The organism is Amycolatopsis sp. NPDC004079 (genome assembly GCF_040610415.1).
Taxonomy (GTDB): Bacteria; Actinomycetota; Actinomycetes; order Mycobacteriales; family Pseudonocardiaceae; genus Amycolatopsis; species Amycolatopsis halotolerans.
In genome coordinates this window covers 1-18,972 of record NZ_JBEXMH010000112.1, presented here as the reverse complement: position 1 = coordinate 18,972, position 18,972 = coordinate 1, and the positions used below count along the sequence as shown (strand labels likewise).

General features: G+C 68.4%; 18 protein-coding genes and 1 rRNA gene. 6 read left to right on the top strand and 13 right to left on the bottom strand.

Annotation, left to right across the window (positions count from 1 at the left end; translation table 11 throughout):
• Positions 1-90 (top strand): 5S ribosomal RNA (gene rrf, locus ABZX37_RS47140); the annotation flags it as partial.
• A 113-nt stretch (positions 91-203) separates the two neighbouring features.
• On the opposite strand, the gene cobF is transcribed toward rrf, so the two are convergent.
• Positions 204-965: a precorrin-6A synthase (deacetylating) gene (gene cobF / locus ABZX37_RS47135; RefSeq protein WP_354750866.1), complete on the bottom strand. Its 762-nt coding sequence runs from the start codon at positions 963-965 to the stop codon at positions 204-206.
• A 114-nt stretch (positions 966-1,079) separates the two neighbouring features.
• On the opposite strand from cobF, the gene ABZX37_RS47130 reads away from it, so the two are divergent.
• The gene (locus tag ABZX37_RS47130; protein ID WP_354750865.1) at positions 1,080-1,286 is read left to right on the top strand and encodes a copper ion binding protein; all 207 of its coding nucleotides are present in this window, start codon (positions 1,080-1,082) and stop codon (positions 1,284-1,286) included.
• Between the two features lie 11 nt (positions 1,287-1,297).
• A complete protein-coding gene (locus ABZX37_RS47125) occupies positions 1,298-3,529 on the top strand; it encodes a heavy metal translocating P-type ATPase (protein WP_354750864.1) in 2,232 nt (743 codons plus the stop codon).
• Between the two features lie 363 nt (positions 3,530-3,892).
• Here ABZX37_RS47125 and ABZX37_RS47120 read toward each other — a convergent pair whose 3' ends face one another.
• From ABZX37_RS47120 to ABZX37_RS47110, 3 genes are all read right to left on the bottom strand, one after another.
• Positions 3,893-4,174 carry a metal-sensitive transcriptional regulator gene (locus ABZX37_RS47120; RefSeq protein WP_009081418.1) on the bottom strand — a complete coding sequence of 94 codons (282 nt, stop codon included), beginning with the start codon at positions 4,172-4,174 and terminating at the stop codon, positions 3,893-3,895.
• A 529-nt stretch (positions 4,175-4,703) separates the two neighbouring features.
• Positions 4,704-5,525 carry a DivIVA domain-containing protein gene (locus tag ABZX37_RS47115; protein ID WP_354750863.1) on the bottom strand — a complete coding sequence of 274 codons (822 nt, stop codon included), beginning with the start codon at positions 5,523-5,525 and terminating at the stop codon, positions 4,704-4,706.
• 118 nt (positions 5,526-5,643) lie between these two features.
• Positions 5,644-6,363, bottom strand: a complete 720-nt coding sequence (locus ABZX37_RS47110) for an MgtC/SapB family protein (RefSeq protein ID WP_354750862.1) — start codon at positions 6,361-6,363, stop codon at positions 5,644-5,646.
• Positions 6,364-6,446: 83 nt separating this feature from the next.
• Here ABZX37_RS47110 and ABZX37_RS47105 point away from each other — a divergent pair, with 83 nt between their 5' ends.
• Positions 6,447-7,067, top strand: a complete 621-nt coding sequence (locus tag ABZX37_RS47105; RefSeq protein ID WP_354750861.1) for an L-threonylcarbamoyladenylate synthase — start codon at positions 6,447-6,449, stop codon at positions 7,065-7,067.
• An 867-nt stretch (positions 7,068-7,934) separates the two neighbouring features.
• On the opposite strand, the gene ABZX37_RS47100 is transcribed toward ABZX37_RS47105, so the two are convergent.
• Complete coding sequence (locus tag ABZX37_RS47100; protein WP_354750860.1) at positions 7,935-9,482, bottom strand: FAD-dependent monooxygenase; 1,548 nt, start codon at positions 9,480-9,482, stop codon at positions 7,935-7,937.
• Positions 9,483-9,577: 95 nt separating this feature from the next.
• On the opposite strand from ABZX37_RS47100, the gene ABZX37_RS47095 reads away from it, so the two are divergent.
• The gene (locus ABZX37_RS47095; RefSeq protein WP_354750859.1) at positions 9,578-10,738 is read left to right on the top strand and encodes a TetR/AcrR family transcriptional regulator; all 1,161 of its coding nucleotides are present in this window, start codon (positions 9,578-9,580) and stop codon (positions 10,736-10,738) included.
• 95 nt (positions 10,739-10,833) lie between these two features.
• Here ABZX37_RS47095 and ABZX37_RS47090 read toward each other — a convergent pair whose 3' ends face one another.
• The 7 genes from ABZX37_RS47090 to ABZX37_RS47060 all read right to left on the bottom strand — a co-directional run bounded on the left by ABZX37_RS47090 (position 10,834) and on the right by ABZX37_RS47060 (position 17,821).
• Positions 10,834-11,313, bottom strand: a complete 480-nt coding sequence (locus tag ABZX37_RS47090; RefSeq protein WP_354750858.1) for a nitroreductase family deazaflavin-dependent oxidoreductase — start codon at positions 11,311-11,313, stop codon at positions 10,834-10,836.
• Between the two features lie 562 nt (positions 11,314-11,875).
• On the bottom strand, positions 11,876-12,610 hold the full coding sequence (locus ABZX37_RS47085; RefSeq protein WP_354750857.1) for an alpha/beta fold hydrolase: 735 nt from the start codon (positions 12,608-12,610) through the stop codon (positions 11,876-11,878).
• Positions 12,611-12,640: 30 nt separating this feature from the next.
• The gene (locus tag ABZX37_RS47080; protein WP_354750856.1) at positions 12,641-13,798 is read right to left on the bottom strand and encodes a sialidase family protein; all 1,158 of its coding nucleotides are present in this window, start codon (positions 13,796-13,798) and stop codon (positions 12,641-12,643) included.
• Positions 13,799-13,877: 79 nt separating this feature from the next.
• Positions 13,878-14,924, bottom strand: coding sequence for an AAA family ATPase (locus tag ABZX37_RS47075; RefSeq protein WP_354750855.1), 1,047 nt, complete (start codon positions 14,922-14,924; stop codon positions 13,878-13,880).
• Between the two features lie 47 nt (positions 14,925-14,971).
• Complete coding sequence (locus ABZX37_RS47070) at positions 14,972-16,009, bottom strand: aliphatic amidase (RefSeq protein WP_354750854.1); 1,038 nt, start codon at positions 16,007-16,009, stop codon at positions 14,972-14,974.
• Between the two features lie 25 nt (positions 16,010-16,034).
• The gene (locus ABZX37_RS47065; RefSeq protein ID WP_354750853.1) at positions 16,035-16,661 is read right to left on the bottom strand and encodes an AmiS/UreI family transporter; all 627 of its coding nucleotides are present in this window, start codon (positions 16,659-16,661) and stop codon (positions 16,035-16,037) included.
• An 89-nt stretch (positions 16,662-16,750) separates the two neighbouring features.
• Entirely contained in the window at positions 16,751-17,821 is a 1,071-nt protein-coding gene (locus ABZX37_RS47060; protein WP_354750852.1) for a substrate-binding domain-containing protein, read from the bottom strand.
• A gap of 96 nt (positions 17,822-17,917) precedes the next feature.
• Between ABZX37_RS47060 and ABZX37_RS47055 the strand changes: the two genes are divergently transcribed.
• Positions 17,918-18,325, top strand: a complete 408-nt coding sequence (locus ABZX37_RS47055) for a MarR family transcriptional regulator (RefSeq protein WP_354750851.1) — start codon at positions 17,918-17,920, stop codon at positions 18,323-18,325.
• A gap of 5 nt (positions 18,326-18,330) precedes the next feature.
• On the opposite strand, the gene ABZX37_RS47050 is transcribed toward ABZX37_RS47055, so the two are convergent.
• Positions 18,331-18,810, bottom strand: a complete 480-nt coding sequence (locus tag ABZX37_RS47050; protein ID WP_354750850.1) for a hypothetical protein — start codon at positions 18,808-18,810, stop codon at positions 18,331-18,333.
• Positions 18,811-18,972: the final 162 nt, after the last annotated feature.

Here is an 18,972-nt window from a genome sequence, read left to right as displayed (position 1 = left end):
CCCGGTCCCATTCCGAACCCGGAAGCTAAGCCTGACTGCGCCGATGGTACTGCAACCGAAGGGTTGTGGGAGAGTAGGACACCGCCGAACTTAACATAGAAAAAGGGGCGGGGCCCCGGTCGAGAACCTGAAAAGGTTTTCCCGGAGCCCCGCCCTTTTTTCATGCCCAGAAACAAGCGGGCCGGGAAAACGGCCCGCCATCCTCACTCTGGTCGACGCAGCAAGTACGTGTCCATGATCCACCCGTGCCGCTCCCGAGCCGCGGCCCGCGTCTCCCGGATCTTCGTCGCCAGTTCGTCATCCAACGGACCGGACAGCAGAATCTCGTCCGGAGTCCCGACGTACGCGCCCCAATAGATCCACAACCCCTGGCCCGCGTACTGATCGAACGTGGTGTGCGCGTCGAGCAGCACGAAGACGTCATCAGCGTCACTCGGCCAGCCGTCAGCCAACCGGCGACCGGTCGTCAGCTGCACGGCGCGGCCGATCTGGTTCATCGTCGTCCGATGGCGTGCGACCAGTGCGGAGATGCTGCTGATCCCCGGCACGACCTCGTAGTCGAACGCCACATTCCCGCGCGCCAGCACGGCCTCGATCAACGCGATAGTGCTGTCGTACAGCGCCGGATCGCCCCAGACGAGAAACGCGCCGGTCTCGCCGTCGGCCAGTTCTTCGCGGATCAGCTGCTCGTAGACGTCGGTGCGGAGCTGGTGCCAGTCGGCGACCGCGGTGCGGTAGTCGGCAGGCTTCCGGTCGCGGTCCGGGTCCTTGGCGCTCACCACGCGATACCCCGGCCGGCTCACGAACCGCTCCAGTATCTCCTGACGCAGCTGCACCAGGTCGGCTTTCGCGCTGCCCTTGTCGAGCACGAAGAACACGTCGACGCGGTTGAGCCGGTCGACTGCCTGCACCGTGAGGTGTTCCGGGTCGCCGGCGCCGATCCCGATCGCGTAGATCTTCCGCATCCTTGCAGTCTCTCCCGGCGGGTAACCCGGTTCACCACAGGGTCTCCTGGCGTACTGCTACCCCCTAGGGGTATAAAGGAGCTATCAGCAAGGAGCACGATAGGGAGTGTGGCGATGACTGAAGCGACCTACACCGTCGAGGGCATGACGTGCGGACACTGCGTCGGATCGGTGAAAGAGGAGGTAGGCGGCCTGACCGGCGTGCAGACGGTCGACGTCGACCTCGCCACCGGCGCCGTGAAGGTCACCAGTGCGGAGCCGATCTCGCGCGAGGCCGTCGAGGCCGCCGTCGCTGAGGCCGGCTACCAGGTCGTCGCGTAAAAAGGAGTGACATGAGCACCACGACACCAGCCCCCGTGCAGTCAGTCGAACTCGCCATCGGCGGGATGACCTGCGCGTCGTGCGCTGCTCGGGTCGAGCGGAAGCTCAACAAGGTCGAGGGCGTCAGCGCGAGCGTCAACTATGCGACCGAGAAGGCGCACGTCGAATACCCCTCCACCGTTTCGGTCGACGACCTGGTGGGCGTCGTCGAAGCGACCGGTTACACCGCGCAAACGCCGCAGTCGGAGAAGCCTGAAGAGCCCGAGCAGGACGAGACGCGGCCGCTGCGCGACCGGCTGCTCTACTCGGCGATCCTCACGGTGCCGGTGATCGTGCTGGCGATGGTCCCCGCGCTGCAGTTCACGAACTGGCAGTGGCTGTCGCTCACGCTCGCCGCGCCGGTGGTGGTCTGGGGAGCGTGGCCGTTCCACCGCGCCGCGTGGACGAACCTTCGGCACGGCGCGGCGACGATGGACACGCTGATCTCGCTCGGCGTCTCGGCCGCCACGCTGTGGTCGCTGTACGCGCTGTTCTTCGGCATGGCGGGAATGCCCGGCCTGCGGCACGGCTTCGAGTTCAGCGTGTCCGGGGGATCCGGGACCGACAACATCTACCTCGAGGTCGCGGCGGGCGTCACCACGTTCATCCTCGCCGGCCGCTATTTCGAGGCGAGGTCCAAGCGTCGCTCCGGTGCCGCGCTCCGAGCCCTGCTCGAACTTGGCGCCAAGGACGTGACGGTCCTTCGCGATGGTCGCGAGCAGCGAATCCCGGTCGAACAGCTGCGGGTCGGCGACACGTTCGTGGTGCGGCCCGGCGAGAAGATCGCCACCGACGGTGTGGTCACTGACGGTGGCTCAGCAGTCGACGTCAGCATGATCACCGGGGAATCCGTCCCGGTCGAGGTCGCAGTGGGTGACGGCGTGACCGGCGCGACGGTGAACGTCGGCGGTCGGATCGCAGTACGCGCAACCCGCGTCGGCGCGGACACGCAGCTCGCACAGATGGCCCGGCTCGTCGAAGAAGCACAGAACGGCAAGGCCGCAGTGCAGCGGCTGGCCGACCGCGTCTCGGCGGTATTCGTGCCAATCGTCTTGGTCCTGGCCCTGGGCACGCTGATCACCTGGCTTCTGACCAGCGGAAACGTCACCGAAGCGTTCACCGCCGCAGTCGCCGTGCTGATCATCGCCTGCCCATGCGCCCTTGGCCTCGCGACCCCGACCGCCCTGCTGGTCGGCACCGGCCGCGGCGCGCAGCTGGGGATTCTCATCAAGGGCCCGGAGGTGCTCGAATCCACTCGCCGCGTCGACACCGTGGTGCTCGACAAGACCGGGACCGTCACGACCGGGCGAATGAGCCTGGTGGACGTCCACGTCGGGGAAGGCATCACGGAGCGCGAACTGCTGCGCTATGCCGGGGCAGTCGAGCACGCTTCGGAGCACCCGATCGCGAAAGCGATCGCAGACGGTGCCCGCGAACGAGTCGGTGACCTCCCGACGGCGACAGAGTTCCGGAACACCGAGGGCCTAGGCGTCTCGGGTCTTGTGGAAGGTGCAGCTGTCCTAGCTGGCCGCGCCGCCTTCCTGGCCGACTGGAGTGTGAAGGTCAACGACGACCTCATCAAGGCCAGGACCGCAGCGGAAGACCAAGGCGCGACGGCAGTATTCGTCGCCTGGGACGGCGTGGCACGAGGCGTGCTGGTGGTCGCGGACACGATCAAGCCGACCTCTGCGCAAGCTGTCGCCGAACTTCAGGCGCTGGGACTGCGTCCCGTGCTTCTGACCGGCGACAACGCAGGCGCAGCGCATGCCATCGCCGACGCCGCAGGCATCACCGAGGTAGTGGCCGAAGTGCTGCCCGCGGAGAAGGTAGCCGTGGTGAAGCGACTGCAGGACGAAGGCCGAGTCGTGGCCATGGTCGGTGACGGCGTCAACGACGCAGCCGCTCTCGCCCAAGCCGACCTAGGCCTGGCCATGGGCACCGGAACGGACGCGGCCATCGAGGCAGGCGACCTGACCCTGGTCCGAGGCGACCTGCGCGCAGCAGTCGACGCGATCCGCCTGGCCCGGCGCACGCTCGGCACGATCAAGGGAAACCTGTTCTGGGCTTTCGCCTACAACGTCGCGGCTCTGCCGCTGGCGGCGTTCGGCCTGCTCAACCCCATGATCGCGGGTGCCGCGATGGCGTTCTCGTCGGTGTTCGTGGTCTCGAACAGCCTCCGGTTGCGACGGTTCCGGGCTGCGTGATGTGCCCTGAGGACGGGCCAGTGGCGGGATTTCCGCTGCTGGCCCGTTTCGTGTTCGCTGGCTTTGCGCTTTGGCGGCTACGGATCGCCGGGGGCTGATCTGCTTGGTCACTGGAGCCTTGCTCTGTGCGCTGAGAACACCGGACTGCTCGGGCGCTGAGTACGCCAGGCTTACCGACAGCCGCGCACCATGGAACCAGCCGGGGCTTGCCTCAATAGCGCATCAAGCGGGCGTCGGTCAGCACTGTCCGCGTAACGGACTCCGGACTTGCTTCCCTCCGGCATTGGACACGTCGACGCACGGTCCCGAAACAACGTCCGATTACTGCTACCCCGCGCTTTGCGGAACCCGGTGGGAGTTACGTCAGGAACGCACCAGCCGAGCGATCGCGTCGGAAGCTTCGCGCACCTTGAGGTCCGCTTCCTCCCCACCTGCGGCCGCCGCCTGGACGACGCAGGTCGCCAGATGCTCGTCGAGCAGTTCCAGCGAGAAGGACTGCAACGCCTTCGTCGCCGCGGACACCTGGGTCAGGATGTCGATGCAGTACTTGTCCTCCTCGACCATGCGCTGCAGGCCGCGGATCTGCCCCTCGATCCGGCGAAGGCGCTTGAGGTAGGCCTCTCGTTCACTGCCGTAGCCGGTCATCGCACATCGTCCCTTTTTCTCGGCATCCCCGTTGGTTCACTACCGAGTATACCCACCCGGCGTATCCGAGTCCGGTGTTCAGCCGGTGGTGCTGACCTCAGTGACTCCGGCGCGCGGAGCCGCGGCCTTGGTTCGCCACCGGGCGCTGTCCGGCCCCGGGCGGCACTCAGGCCCAGCGGCGGGTCCACGGCCGGGTTCACCAGGTGCGGATCACCCCGGTGACTTCTATAAGCACGGACATGTGGAGGCACTGGTTCAGCGAGGTGGCATTCGCGGTGGCCACCAGCCTTTCGCAACCCGCAGCGTGTCCAAGGCTGGTCTTAAGCCGGTGCCCTCGATGCCTTCGATAAGCGCGCACGTGCGGGGGCGCTGGTTCGGCACGAAGTGGCTTCAGCGATGACTGCCCGCCGAGTAGCCCCGGCGCTGGCGAGGGCTGGTGGTCAGCGGGTCGGGGCGGCCTCGGCGGCTGGCGGGGGCCGACGTCAGCCAGTCGGTCGGGGCGGCCTCGGTGACTGGTGAGGACTGGTGGTCAGCCGGTCGGGGCGGCCTCAGTGACTTCGGTGAGCGCGGAGGTCCGTCGTTGGTTCGGTACGGGTGTGCCGTCCGGCGCGAGGTCGGCGTTCGCGGTCGCCAGCAGTTCGCGCGCGCCGCGCAGTGCGGCCTTGACTCGTTGCTGGACAGCGGTGAGCTCGGCGACCCGCTGTTCGGCGTCGGCGACGATTCGGGTGGCATGGTCGGTGGCTTGGCGGACGTGCGTGTCGGCTTCGGCGCGGGCGGTGGCGGTGCGGTCGGCGATTTCGCGGAGTGCGTCGGTGCGGCGGTCGGCCAATGTGCGCGTGAGGTGTTCTTCGAGCCGTCGGCGTTCTTTCGCCGCCGCCTCGTCCGCGGCCTTGCGTTCTTCGACTGCGCGGCGCAGCAGGTCTTCGTGTTCTTGCCGTTGCTGTACGCGGTCCGCGGAGACGGCTTCGACGAGCGCGCGTTCTTTTTCGGTGAGGCGAACGGCTTCCGCCTTGGCGTCGGCGATGATCCGCGCGGCGGTGTCCTCCGCGCGGGCGGTGATCTCCGCGGCTTCCTCGCGCGTCAGCTCGACCATCCGGCGGGAGCGTTCCTGCAATGCGTCCGGCTCGATGGGGGTGCGGCTGATCCGGTCGACCGTCGCGCGCAGTTCGCGATTGCGCTCGGCGAGTTCGGCCGCCTGTTGTGCCGCGGCGTCGCGTTCCGCGGCCAGGCGCCGGAATTCCGCCTCGACCCACGTGACGAATTCTTCGACCTGGCCGCGCTGATAGCCGCGCCACGCCGAGTCGAAGGACGGCCGGACGGACATCAGGTCCTCGCCACCGCCGGGGGCCATGCTCTCACCTCCCATTTGGATGGTTTCTCCTCGGCGCTCGTTTTTCTTGCCGCACCGGGGTTTCCGCACTGCCTCCAGTGTGCCTGAAGTCCGGCGATCCGTGTGAGCCCGGGGCGGGTCAATCTTCGAGCGGGTCTTCGGTGCCCGTCGCGGTGCTTCGCACGCCGGGCAATTCGGCCAGTTCCGCGGTGAGTTCGGGAAGATCGCCGCGCCCCTGCAACTGCAACGTGACGACCGCGATCCGTTGCCCCTCTTCGGAAACTGTTTCGCGGTCGACCGCCACCCGGTGGACGGCCCAGCCCCGATCGGTGCAAGTGGCGAGCACGGCCCGCAGCACGCCGTGCCCGTCGGCATAACTCAACCGGAGGATCGGCGGCTGCCGCCGATGGCGCGCGACGAACCGGGAAAGCGGCGGGAATCCGCGAGTGATCACCACGAGTCCGGCAGTCGTCGCGACGGCCAGCACCGGCAGCCCGGCACCGCACGCGACGCCGACGGCCGCGGCGAGCCAGACCGTCGCCGCGGTGGTGAGGCCGCGCACCGCGTCGCGGCGCACGAAGATCAGCCCGCCGCCGACGAACCCGATGCCGGACACGATCTGCGCGGCGATCCGCGACGGATCGAGCGCGACGTGCTCGATGCCGAGCAAATCGGCGAAGCCGTATTTCGACACCAGCATGAACACTGCCGACCCGACGCCGACCAGCGTGTGCGTGCGCAGGCCGGCTTGCTTGTTGCCGACCTCGCGCTCGATGCCGATCACAGTGCTCAGCAGCAGGGCGAGCAGCACCGGCGGCAGCAGTTCCCACTGTTCGCCGGTGGACCAGAGAGCATGCACGGACGTACCTCCTCGCCCGTCACTGTGCCCGGCCCGCGGAGAGCCCGCGCGCCCGGCCCGGCGGGCACGCCTAAGCTCGGGCAATGGCCCGTTACTTCGACGTGCACCCGCAGAACCCGCAGCGCCGCGCCATCGCCCAGGTAGTCGACCTGCTGCGCGACGACGGGCTCATCGCCTACCCGACCGACTCGTGCTTCGCGCTCGGCTGCCGCATCGGCAACCAGCAGGGGATGGAGCGGATCCGCACCATCCGCAAGCTCGACCACCGGCACCACTTCACGCTCGTCTGCCAGGACTTCGCCCAGCTCGGCCAGTTCGTGCACATCGACAACGCGGTGTTCCGCGCGATCAAGGCCAGCACGCCCGGCGCGTACACGTTCATCCTCCCGGCGACGAAGGAAGTCCCGCGGCGGCTGCTGCACGCCAAGAAGAAGACCGTCGGCGTGCGGATCCCCGACCACGTGGTGACCCAGGAACTGCTCGGCGAACTGGGCGAGCCGATCCTGTCGAGCACACTGCTGCTGCCCGACTCCGGCGAGCCCCTCACCCAGGGCTGGGAGATCAAGGAAGAACTCGACCACGTCCTGGACGCCGTGATCGACTCCGGCGACTGCGGCGTGGAACCCACCACGGTGATCGACTTCTCCTCCGGCGAGGCGGAGGTCGTGCGGCATGGGGCGGGAGACCCGTCCCGGTTCGCGTGAGCAGGGTCGTCATCGGTTTCTTGCCTCCTGATGGGTTCTTGTTCGGATCCTGATTCGGGTGGTGCTTACGGGCCGCCCCGGCGCGGGGGCTTTTGACGCGGATTTCTCGGCTCGACGGCTCCCCAGGACAACTTCTTGACGTGACGGTGCTTGCGACCGCGGCGGCGCAGCTGGGCTGTGTGAGGTGAGGACTGCTGACGACGGCGGCTCGAATCGTCTGCTCTCGGCTCGGAACGCCTGCGGTGACGCTGCAAGCGCAGGTCGCTTGACCCGACGGCCATCAGTTGTGGGCCGCCGCGGAAGCAAGCGCACGCTGGTGCAGGCTCCCGAAGTGCCGATCGCAGAGCGGTCGCGGACGGTAGTGCGGATTGCTGGCGAGCGTCCTCCTAACGCAGGCTGTGGATGGTTGTGCGCGGTCCGAGACGTCAAGCGCCGCAGACGCGAGAACCTCGGCGGTGATCGCCTCCGTGGCGAGCAGCGCGATCCGCTGAGGCGCCCGGTGCGAAGCGCAGCTGATCGCCGCTCCGGTGCTCTTCCTCGGCCCGGCCATGCCTCTCTGGCTTCCGGTTGGCGCGGGCCGCAGCAACGCTCGCTCCGCGTGCAAGAAGCAATCCTCGCTGTCGCTGTCATCAGCGGATGCAATCTCCGTCAGGCGCGGGCCGCGGGTGGGTGCGGGCTGGCACGGTCGCGCGGCTCAACCTGGAGGGACAGCGGCGGATCGCAACCGGTCGATGCCGAAGCGGGCTGGCAGATACCGGCATCGAGGGTCCGCGCTTCCAGATGTGTCCGATCAATGCTCCTCTCTCGCGTCGAATGTGTGGCAGGTCCGGCGCGCGGGGCGGGCGACCCCGGGCACCGCCGAAGTGATCACACGGTTGCCTCCACGGTGGTCTTGAGCAGGCGGGACAAGGCATCGGCAAGCGGGACCTCCGACGTGGAATGCCAGCCGACGACAGCGTCCGGCCGGAGCAGCAGCGCACCGTCGGCAGGCAGCTCCGTCTCGGCCAGCCACGCCTCGTCCGATATCGGAACGAGGGGGAGGCCCAGCCGGTCGGCTTCGGCTGTCCAGCGGACGTTGTCCGGTCCGGTGAGCAAGGCGAGGCCGGGGCCCGCCAAGTCCACTGTGGACGTCGTGGCGTCGAGCCAAGCGTGGGGCACTCGGGTGCCTGGACGACCGGCCGGACCGTACCGGTCTTCCGGTGCGGGACCGCGTCCGTCCGGGACGAACGCACCGTGTTCGTACTGCACGCCGAACAGCGCGGCGAGCGGGTCGATGCGCGGTGCGTCGTCGCTGGTGATCGTGGCGATCATGGTGCCGAGATGGCCGCTGGCCATGCTGGAGAACTCCGCCGTCGCGTACCCGATCGGGTATCGCTCGGCGTGATAGGTGTCGAGCAGGGCGGGCTTCGCTGTGCCGGCCAGCACCGCGGCGAGCTTCCAGGCGAGGTTGGCTACGTCCGCGATCGCGGTATTCGCACCCGCGGCGGCCATCGGCGGCATCGCGTGCGCGGCGTCGCCTGCCAGGAAGACCCGGCCCGAGGAGAACTGGTCGGCCACGTACATCCCGGACTCCCAGTGAATCCGGCTCAGCACCTCGACCTCGAGGTCCGGCACGCCGACGACGGTGCGCAGCAGCTCGCGCCAGCCGTCCTCGTCCAGCGATTCCGAGCCGGGGAAGTCGGAGGTGGAGAAGAGCCACCGGTCGGTGCCGTTGACCGACACGAAAGCGCCGGAAGCGGCTGGGTTTTCGATCTGGCACAGGTTGAACGGTTTGTCCCGGACGAGCTCGGCGAGATCGGCGCGGAAACAGACGTCGAGATTGTCGGCCAGGTGCCCGAGCCCGCTGCGCGTAATGCCGAGCGCGGTGCGGATCGGACTGCGCGCGCCGTCCGCCGCGATCAGATATTCGGCGCGGACCTGGTACGGCTCGCCGTCGGCCGGGCGCAGTTCGGCGGTGATCCCGGCGTCGTCCTGCTCGAACGACACCAGTTCGGTGCCGAACCGGACTGACACGCCGCGCTCGACAGCGGCCTGCCGCAGCACCGGTTCCAGCACGTCCTGCGGGCACAGCACGCTCGGCGCGGGACTGAGGTCGGGCATTTTCGCGTGCTGGTTCAGCCGTTCGCGCAAGGTGTCGGTGACCTTTGGCCAGGTCGCGTCGGCCAGCGTCGTGCCGGAGAGCATCCCGGTGAACGACGCGAGCGGTGCGCTGGCCCGCTCGACCTCGTCCATGAGGCCGAGCAGGCGGAACACCTCGGTGCTGCGCGGATTGAACCGGCGTGCTTTCGGCTGCGGGGACGTGCCGGCGTGTTTTTCCACCAGTACCGGCGCCGCGCCCTCGCGGTGCAGCAGCAGCGCCGCGGTGAGCCCGGCGATCCCTCCGCCGCAGATCAGAACAGGAATTCGTGCAGTCATTTCTCAACCCCCAGGGTCGTGTACGTTGTACATCTTGTGTACGTTGTACATGACGGTGTACTATGTACGCAAGCGGGCTGGAGACAGGGAGATGAATGGGAGATCAAGGGCCGACACCGCCGATTTGGCTGTTGCCTGAACCGCCGGAACGCGGATGGGGTCTCGGGCGAGTCGACATCGTCCACGCGGCCGTGCGCCTGGCCGACCACGGCGGCGCGGAGGCGCTCACGATGCGGGCAGTGGCGAAGGAGCTGGGCGCGTCCACGCCGATGTCGCTGTACCGCTACGTGCACAGCAAAGACGGTCTGGTGGACCTGATGCTGGACTTGGCGAACAGCGAGGTGCACACCCCGGAAGTCCCGGGCGAGGACTGGCGGGGCGAGCTGACGGCTGTCGCGGTCGGCACGTGGACGATGACGAAGCGGCATCCGTGGTACGCGCGGCTCGTGCATCAGCGACCTCCGGCAGGGCCGAACGCGAGCCGGCGGACCGAGTTCGTGCTGGCGACGTTCGATCGGCTGGGTCAGGACCTCTCGTCAGCGCTCGGGTACGCCCGGCTGCTCGACGGATACGTCACCGGGCAGGCGCTGCAGTGGGCGGAAGAGCGGGCGATGTGGCAGCGCAACGCGTTCGTCGACGTGGTGGACGTGCAGCGGCAGGCGCGGGCCTGGTTCGGCGACGTCGTGTCGGAGGACGGGCCGTATCCGTTGCTCGTGCGGGTGCTGGAGAGCTTTCTGGCCGAGCGGCACGACGCGGCTGACGAGACGGCCGAGGTCGGCGACGGTGGTGCCGGTGGTGCCGGTGGTGCCGGATCAGGCGCGGAGCCGGACGAGTCCGGCCGGGTGGCTGGTGGCGGTGGATCGGCCGTCGGGTCGGCTGCGGAGGCCGGAGAGGCTGACCGGGTGGCTGAGGCGGGTCGCGACGTGGCTGGCTCTGCGCGGGCGACGGAGGCTCGCCGGGGCGAGGCCGGAGCTGGTCGAGGGGGCGGGAGTCGTCCCGAATCGGCTGGGCTTGGTCAGGCGGTCGCCGAGGCAGGCGGGGCTGGAGCTGCCGGGGCGGGCAGGGCTGGGAGTGCCGCGGCTGGTCGGGCTGGGGCTGCTGCTGGTCAGGCGGAAGGTGCTGCTGGAACGGGGCAGCCGGCGGGTGCGGATGCCGCTGCTGACGCGCGGAAGGTGGCCGCGGCAGCGGCTGAGGACGCACAGTTCGAGCTGGGTCTCGAATGTCTGCTGGACGGCATCGCCGCGCGGCTCCGCTAGGTTGGTGCGCCTGGACCGGGACGATGGGCTCGGCGGAGGGCGGATCGACCGGGCGACCGGAGAAAACCGGCGGACTCGGAACGAAATAGGTCCGGTCAGGCGGCTGGGTTTGTGCGTTCCAGGAGGAATACCCGGATTTCGCGGTGGGCGGCGCGTTCGGCGTAGCGGTCGTAGGCGGGCCAGTAGGAGGCGACGGCGTCCCACATTTCCTGGCGTTCGGCGTCTTTCAGGAGGCGGCCTCGGACGGGGAGGGTGCGGCCGTGGACGGAGACTGTCGCGTCGGGGTGGGACAGGAGGTTTGCCGTCCAGGCGGGATGGTGTTCTCCGCCCCAGTTGGAGCCGATCACGACGTACCCGCCGGAGCGCTCGACGTACAGCAGCGGGACCTGGCGCGGTTCGCCGCTGGTGCGGCCGATCGTGGTGAGCAGGAGGGTGCGCAGTCCGACTGCCGCGCCGACTCCCAGGCGGCCGCCGCTGATGCGGAGGAGCAGGCGGTCGGCGGGCATCATCGCTTGGCCGAACGCGGCGAATGCCTTGCTGCGGCCCAAACCGGCGAACATCCTGCGCAATTCCATGATCGGCAGCCTACGGGGCGGCGCGGGAACCTCTGGCGGGGTGGCATCTCGGGCGGCGGGTGAGACCGGGCGGGCCGTGGCGTGGGCTTGGTTGGTGCCCGGGGGTAAGGCGGCGCCGGGACAGGGTGAGCGGTGGAGGAGCGGCGAGAGGTGCTGATGCTGGGGCAGGCGGAGGGGCAGTGGGAGAAGCCAGTGGATCGGGCAAAGGGGGTCGGCGGACGAGCGCGTGCGGCTTGCAGTGGGGCTGGTCGGCGGAGCGGCGAGGAGAGGCACCAATGGCTGGCAGCGGGAGGCTGACGGATGGCCGTGTACCGCGCAGGCGGGCCGATCTACGGGCAGGCGGGCGGATGGTCGTGTACTGCGGCGCAGGTGGGCCGATCGGCGGAAGGCCATATCGGCTCGGCACCGGTGATGGGCCTGGCGATGAACATCCGGCAGAAGAGGGTGCGGAGGACCGCCTCGGGGTCTGTGGTGGGCCAAGGCGGGAGCCAGGCAGAGGTGGGTGCGGAGAACCGGCTCGGGGTCTGTGGTGGGCCAAGGCGGGAGCCAGGCGGAAGAGGGGCTAGAAGCCGCTCGTTGTCAGCTTCAGGAGAGCATCCGTGATCGCCGGAGCGTGGTCCACCAGGTAGAAGTGGCCGCCCGGATACGTGGTCAGGGTGAAGTCGCCTCGGGTGTGTGCCGACCAGGCTTGGACGTCCGACACCGGGGCGTGGGGGTCGGCGTCTCCGGTGTGGGCGTGGATGGGGGCGGCGAGCGGGCCTGGGCTCGAGCGGTACGTCTCGATGGCCGTGTAGTCCGCGCGCAGGGCTGGCAGGAACAGTTCTCGCAGTTCCGGGTCTCGCAGCACCTTCGGGTCGGTGCCTGCCAGGCCTTCGATTTCGGACAGCAAACCGTCGTCGTCTTGGAGGTGGACTTGGTCGTTCACCAGGCGGGACGGGGCTCGGCGGCCGGAGATCACTACTGCTTCTGGGGGTGTGCCTCGTTCCTCCAAACGGAGGCCTACCTCGTACGCGAGCGTCGCGCCCATGCTGTGGCCGAACAGGACTGTCGGGAGGTCCAGCCACGCCAGGAGAGCTTGCGTGATGCCGTCGGCCAGGGCCTCGATGGTGCGCAGGGCGGGTTCGGCCATGCGATCCTGGCGGCCGGGGTATTGCACCGCCAGGACATCGACGGCTGGGGACAGCGCCTTCGACAGCGGGTGGAAGAACGGGGCCGCGCCGCCTGCGTGCGGCAGGCACACCAAACGGGCGGGGGCGTCGTCGGCGGGGTGGAAGCGGCGTAGCCACGGGTCCGTCATGCGGGCGATTTTACCGGGGAGCGGGCGGCGTCAAAGGGAAACTCGGCGGAATTCGATCTTTTCGTAGGCGCTGGTGTCGCCGGTTTCGAACAGGACGCCGATGGTGTTGCGGTCTGGTTGTACCAGGTCGGAGTAGCCCGCCGGGGCGTTGGCGAGAATCTCCCCCGGGTGCCAGGTTTTGCCGCCGTCGGAGCTGGTTCGGAGTTGCATGGTGTGGCGGACCGAAACATCGGACGGGCCTGAGTAGAGGAGTACGCGGCGGTTGGCGGTTTGCAGGACGCTGCCTTCTACCTTCGGGCCGGACAGGGTTGGTTGCACTTGGTAGGGACGAGTCAGAGTGCGGCCGCCGTCGGTGCTGTACGCGTCTAGGCGGTGTTCTGGGGCGGAGCCTTGGTTGCGGCTGGAGAAATACACCGTGCCGTCCGGAAGCTCAGTGGCGGTGGTTTCGTTGGGGGCGAGGACGCCGTCGGCGGGGTCGTCGGTGAAGCCGATGTGCCAGGTGCGGCCGTTGTCATCGCTGTAGAGGTCGTGGCCGCCGTAGTACTTGGCTTCGGTTCCTAAGTCTGCCGAACCCGCGGGGGGTGCGCTGGAGTGGTTGGCGGGGACGATGATTCGGCCTGCGTAGCGGCCGTGGTTGAGGAGGGTCGCGTGGCCGGGGGCGGCGGCGTACCAGCGCCAGGTCGGCAGTTTCGTCGTGGCGGTGATGTCGCGGGCTGGGGTCCAGGTGCGGCCGTTGTCGGGGCTGCGCTGGACGAAGACCCGGCGGGTGTCTTGCGGGGACACCGTGCCGGACATGATGGCTTTTTCGCTGACGGGTCCGTTGTGGACAGTCAGCAGCACCAGGTCGCCGTTGCGGGCCAGTACTGGGGTTGGGTTTCCGGCGGTGGCTTCGCCGTTGCTGTCTACTACGCGCAGGTCGCCCCAGGTGCAGCCGCCGTCTCGGGAGGTTTTGGCGACCGTGTGGATCGCACCGGAGTCGCCGGGGGAGTCGCGGCGGCCTTCGGCGAAGGCGATCAGCGAGCCGTTCGCGGCGCGGACTGCGGCTGGGATGCGGAAGGTGTGGTAGCCCTCGGTTCCTGAGACGAACGGGGTTGACGACGTGCAGGTGCCGCTCGCGCTGGCGGGTGGGGCAGGGGTGAGGCTCAAGAGGGTTGCGGCGAGCGCAAGCGTGACTGTTCTCGGGAGCACCGGGGGACCGCCTCTCGCTCCGGACATGGGATGTCCGACGTCCTATGTCCGGAGAACTTAGAGAGGCGGTCGCGCGGCGTCAAGACTCCGGATCGGTGGCGGTCGCGCGGATGGTTCCGGTCGCGGCGGTGGCGGTGATCTTTAGGGGGGAGGTGCCGGTGGGGCGTACGCGCATGATTTCCGCGGCTACGGGGGCGGCCAGGTGGGTGCGGAGGGTTCGGCGCAGGCCGCGGGCGCCGTAGATCGGGTCGAAGCCTTCGACGGCGAGGAGGTGGATGGCGGAGTCGTCCACCTGGAGGTCGACGCCTCGGCGGCGCAGCCTTGAGCGCAGCAGGTCGGTTTCCAGGCGGGCGACTTGTTCGATGGTGGTGCGGTCCAGTTCGTCGAAGATCACCGTTTCGTCGATGCGGTTCAGGAATTCCGGGTCGAAGAACGACTGCAGGGCTTTGTCGACGACGGTTCGGCGGGTGTGGCCGCGGTCCAGGAGCGAGCGCCAGCGGGAGCCTCGGCGGCGGGCCAGGTCTTTGGAGCCCAGGTTCGAGGTGAGGAAGACGTAGCTGTTGCGAAAGGAGATCTTCTCCTGGCCGTTCGCGAGGCGCAGGATTCCGTTGTCCAGGACGCCTAAGAGGGCGCGCAGGACCGTGGGGTGGGCCTTCTCGACCTCGTCGAAGAGGACGATTCCGGGGGTGTACGGGTCACCCTCCACTGTGGATCGGTCGAAGACGGTGAAGGCTTCCTTGCTCCCGGCGTATCCGGGCGGGGCGCCGTTGAAAGAGGCGGCATAGTGTTCTTGGGCCAGGGAGTTCATGTCCACTCGGCACAGGTCGTCCGGGCCGGACCGGAGCGCGGCGGCGACTTGGCGGACAAGTTCGGTTTTGCCCACGCCGGTGGGGCCCAGAAGCAGGACTGTCGCGGGTGGACGGTCGGGTTCGGTGGCTCCGGCGCGGGCCAGGGTGATAGCGCGGACGACGGCGTCGATGGCGGGGTCTTGGCCGAGGACGCGGCCGCGCAGGCGTTGAGCCAAAGAGTCGGGAGTGTCCGGGGCGGGCGAAACGGGGGCGGGTGCCGGAGCGGCTGGCTGCCGGTTCCGGTTCTGGTCGTGGTACCTGTCGGTGATGAACGGCATGGTGTCCTTTCCCTGAACCGAAAACCGAAACCGGCAGCCAGCGAGAATCAGGCCTGTTTGGTCTTTTCGACCGGCAGCTCGCCCACCGGGCATTCGGCGACGCCGACGGTGCTACGCGTGATGGCCTCGACGTTCTCCTGCGCCTTCTGCGCGTCGGTGACCCAGGTGCGGTAGAACTCGAACGGGCAATCCGCGACGCCCTTGTCGCCGTCACCGGCCGCGTGCACGCCCGAGTAACCGCGGTGCAGCAGCTTGAACAGGTGGTTCTGCGACTGGTCGTACTCGCGTGCGTCGCGGATCGCCGAAAGCGACAGCTGGGCGAATTGGATGCCGTACTCCTCCTCGCCGGTTTCGCCGAGTGTCCGGCCGTCGAAACCGATGATGGAGGAGTGTCCGAAATACGAGTACACGCCGTCGAATCCGGCAGCGTTGGCGACCGCGACATAGCAGTTGTTGGCCCACGCCATGGCTTTCGCCATCAGCACCTGCTGGTCCTTCGCCGGGTACATGTAGCCCTGGCAGCGGACGATCAGCTCGGCGCCCTTCATCGCGCAATCCCGCCAGATTTCCGGGTAGTTGCCGTCGTCGCAGATGATCAGCGAGATCTTCAGACCCTTCGGACCGTCCGTGACGTACGTCTGGTCGCCCGGGTACCAGCCCTCGATCGGGCACCACGGCAGGATTTTCCGGTACTTCTGCACGATCTCGCCGTGGTTGTCGATCAGCACCAAGGTGTTGTACGGCGGCTTGTCCGGGTGGTCCTCGTGCTGTTCGCCGGTGATCGAGAAAACGCCCCAGGTGTCGGCCTCGCGGCAGGCGGCGGAGAAGATCGCGGTCTCCTCGCCGGGGACGGTCGCGGCGGTGTCGTACATTTCCTGCTCGTCGTACATGATCCCCTGCGTCGAGTATTCGGGGAAGACGACGAGGTCCATTCCGGGAAGGCCGCTCTTCATGCCGACCACCATGTCGGCGATCTTGCGCGCGTTGTCGAGCACCTCGGCCTTCGAATGCAGCCGCGGCATCTTGTAGTTCACGACCGCGACGCCGACCGTGTCCGGGCTCGAGGAAATGTCACCGTGTCGCATGGGATTTCTCCTTCTGATGGGATGGTCAGGCCGCGGCCGCTGCGCGGTCGTGGACGGAGCGGGGCTGGCCGCGGAATCCGAGCACCGCGGCGAGCGCGACGAGCAGGACGGCGACCGCCGCGGCGATGAGCGCGGTGGTGGCGGTGGAGCGGTAGCCGCCGGTGAGCGCGAGGAACGCGGGCAGCGTGCAGGTCGGCTGGCTCAACAGGACGGTCGTCCAGCCGGTGAACCGGGTCAACTCCTCGCGGCCGAGCCCGAGCACGAGGAAGAACAGGCCCCACAGCAGGGCCCAGGAAAGCCAGATGACGCCGAACACCGGATCGTGCTGCCGCCAGAACGCGATGCCGGCGTAGACGAGCGCGGCGCCCGCGACGAACAGCGAGAACCAGCCGATGCCCTCGGGTTCGAGCCCGGCGAGATTCGCGATGCCGACGTACAGATAGGTGAAGCCGAACAGGAACAGCCCGGACGCGCCGAGGATCGCTTCGGAATCCCCGTGCGCCTGGATGATCAGCACCGTCGGCGTCACGCACTGCAGCCCGCCCACGAACAGATTCAGCGCGGCGGCCGACCGCGCGGGCACTCGCCCGAGCAGCATCAGCCCGTTGACCAGCAGTACCGCCCCGACGTAGAGCAGGCCGACGTTGTTCATCGCACGCTCCTCAGTTGGTACCAGATGAAATACTGTCAAGTGAAAATAAATGGACGGACGGCGGCCGTCAAGACCGGAACGCCGGCGGGTCAGAGCCGGGTGATCGGATCGAAGTCGCAGCCGCTCGCGGCGGCGAGGTGCACGTGCTGGGCGGCTTGCTGGCCGTGGAATTCGACGGTGCCGCGCGGTCCGTCGTAGGCGACGCCGTCGATGGCGGCGTTCAGCGCGCGCATGTCCGGAGTGCCCGCGCGGCGGGCGAGTTCGGCGAGCGTATGCAAGCCCTCGTAACAGGATTCGGCCGCGTTGTTGAGCGGCGGCGCGGCCGGGCCGTGCAGGCGGACGTAACGGCCGAGCAGGTCCATCGCGTCCGCGGTGACGAGGGAACGGAAATACGCGGCGGACGCGAAGAGGTTCCGGGTCGCCTCGGCTCCGCTGGCGAGCAGCATGTTTTCTTCCATCAACGGGCTGAAGCGCAGCATTTGCTCGTGGAGGCCGCGCGCGGCGAACGTGCGGTTGAAGCGGACCGCGTCCTGTCCCACGAACAGCATGAGAACGCCGTCGCACGCCGACGTTTCGACCCGGCGGACAAGCCGCGCCATGTCGCCCGAACCGAGTCCGACGAACGCTTCTCCGGCGATCTGGAGATCGAGTTCCCTTGCGTAGCGCCGGATCGCGTTCGCGGAACCGCGCGGCCACACGTAGTCGTCGCCCGCCACGAACCAGCTGCGCGCGCCGCAGTTGTCGCGCAGCCACCGTAACGCGGGCTGGATCTGCACGCGCGGGACTTCGCCAGAACAGTATATGCCAGAACGACTTTCGCCGCCTTCGTAGAGCGACGTATATACGTACGGCACGCGGTCGGCGAGCACCGGCGCGAGTGCGTTGCGGACTGAGGAAATGTGCCAACCGGTGACCGCGTCGATCTCGCCCGCGTCGACCAGGCGGCGCACGGACGACGCGACCTGGGCGGGGGGCGCACCGCCGTCGACGACTTCCAGCGTCACCTCGCGGCCGAGGATTCCGCCCGCGTCGTTGAGTTCCCGGACCGCGAGTTCGCTGATCGCCTCGCACGAAGGCCCGAAAAGGCCCGCCGGTCCCTGCAGCGGGACGACCAGCGCGACGCGCAACGCGCTCGCGCGGCTGGCGACTCCGAGTCCCATGCCGGCTCCGGGCTTCTTTGCCGGTTGACTTGCTTCCATTTGGAAGTCTTACAATGCGGAGGCATTTGCGCAAGGGCGGGAACGAGGACGGGTGCGATGAGGCAGGCACAGGCGGCCGAGGCGTCGTTGATCCGCGCCCTCACCCGCACCGCACGTGCGGTCACCCTGCGGATCGAGCCACTGCTCAAGGAAGAGGGACTGTCCCTCGACGGCTGGCTGGTCCTGGACGCGCTCGCCGGGGGCGACGGCCTCACGATGACCGAACTCGCCGGGCACACGCTGGTTACCGGGCCGACGCTGACCCGCGTGGTCGACCGGCTGGTCACCACCGCGGCGGCGTACCGCGAAGTCGACGCGGAGGACCGGCGGCGGGTTCGGGTGTATCTCGCGCCGCGCGGACGCAGCGCGCATCAGCGGGCCACGGCCCGGCTGGTCGAGGTGGAACGCGAACTGGATCCGGACGGCGGCGTGCTGGCGAAGCTGTCGGACGTCGAGGTCGAGTAAGGCGGTCAGTCCCGGCGTTGTGCCCACGGCGTCCGGAAAGCGACGAGACTGCCGAGCAAGGCCAGGGCGAGCAGGGCCGCGCCGCCGTCGGTGATCACTGACGGGAGGATTCCGGCTGGTCCGTACAGGGTTACAGAGGCGTCGAAGACCGCGGGCGGGATCGCGAAGACACCGGCGGCTTGGGTGACGTTGACGGCCACGACGACCCAGAACGTCCACGTCCGGCCCCGCAGCGCGAGCAGGCCGACCGCGTTGCCGACGATGTAGAGGCAGCCGACGGTGCGAAGCCCGATCAGGAATCCCGGCGCGTCGGACGCGCTGGCCCCGGCCGACTGCAGTGCGAGGCGGAGCATGTCGAGGTCGATAATGAGAAAGTTCTGCAGGATCGTGCCGACGGTGAAGACCAGCGAGCAGACGACGGTGGCGATCTGCAGCGGACGAGTCCACGCGGTCGGGCGGAGCTTCCGGACAAGCAGGTGCGACATGCGTCCAGCTTTGTCCGGTTCGCGGGTGAGGACATCCGGCACAAGCCCCGAATGACGACCCCGGAATTCCCTGAGAGGGCGTCTGAGAACTGATGTCACTGGTCTGTGTTGCGGGTGAGTCGTCGGGACATGGTCATGATCATGGCGATGTAGATCATGGCT

Coding starts and splice junctions, on each gene's coding strand:
- cobF (WP_354750866.1), bottom strand. CDS start 965: ATGCGGAAGATCTACGCGATCGGGATCGGCGCCGGCGACCCGGAACAC.
- ABZX37_RS47065 (WP_354750853.1), bottom strand. CDS start 16,661: ATGAACAACGTCGGCCTGCTCTACGTCGGGGCGGTACTGCTGGTCAAC.
- ABZX37_RS47075 (WP_354750855.1), bottom strand. CDS start 14,924: ATGCCGTTCATCACCGACAGGTACCACGACCAGAACCGGAACCGGCAG.
- ABZX37_RS47120 (WP_009081418.1), bottom strand. CDS start 4,174: ATGACCGGCTACGGCAGTGAACGAGAGGCCTACCTCAAGCGCCTTCGC.
- ABZX37_RS47105 (WP_354750861.1), top strand. CDS start 6,447: ATGGCCCGTTACTTCGACGTGCACCCGCAGAACCCGCAGCGCCGCGCC.
- ABZX37_RS47085 (WP_354750857.1), bottom strand. CDS start 12,610: ATGACGGACCCGTGGCTACGCCGCTTCCACCCCGCCGACGACGCCCCC.
- ABZX37_RS47095 (WP_354750859.1), top strand. CDS start 9,578: ATGGGAGATCAAGGGCCGACACCGCCGATTTGGCTGTTGCCTGAACCG.
- ABZX37_RS47130 (WP_354750865.1), top strand. CDS start 1,080: ATGACTGAAGCGACCTACACCGTCGAGGGCATGACGTGCGGACACTGC.
- ABZX37_RS47090 (WP_354750858.1), bottom strand. CDS start 11,313: ATGGAATTGCGCAGGATGTTCGCCGGTTTGGGCCGCAGCAAGGCATTC.
- ABZX37_RS47050 (WP_354750850.1), bottom strand. CDS start 18,810: ATGTCGCACCTGCTTGTCCGGAAGCTCCGCCCGACCGCGTGGACTCGT.
- ABZX37_RS47115 (WP_354750863.1), bottom strand. CDS start 5,525: ATGGCCCCCGGCGGTGGCGAGGACCTGATGTCCGTCCGGCCGTCCTTC.
- ABZX37_RS47125 (WP_354750864.1), top strand. CDS start 1,298: ATGAGCACCACGACACCAGCCCCCGTGCAGTCAGTCGAACTCGCCATC.
- ABZX37_RS47060 (WP_354750852.1), bottom strand. CDS start 17,821: ATGGGACTCGGAGTCGCCAGCCGCGCGAGCGCGTTGCGCGTCGCGCTG.
- ABZX37_RS47100 (WP_354750860.1), bottom strand. CDS start 9,482: ATGACTGCACGAATTCCTGTTCTGATCTGCGGCGGAGGGATCGCCGGG.
- ABZX37_RS47070 (WP_354750854.1), bottom strand. CDS start 16,009: ATGCGACACGGTGACATTTCCTCGAGCCCGGACACGGTCGGCGTCGCG.
- ABZX37_RS47055 (WP_354750851.1), top strand. CDS start 17,918: ATGAGGCAGGCACAGGCGGCCGAGGCGTCGTTGATCCGCGCCCTCACC.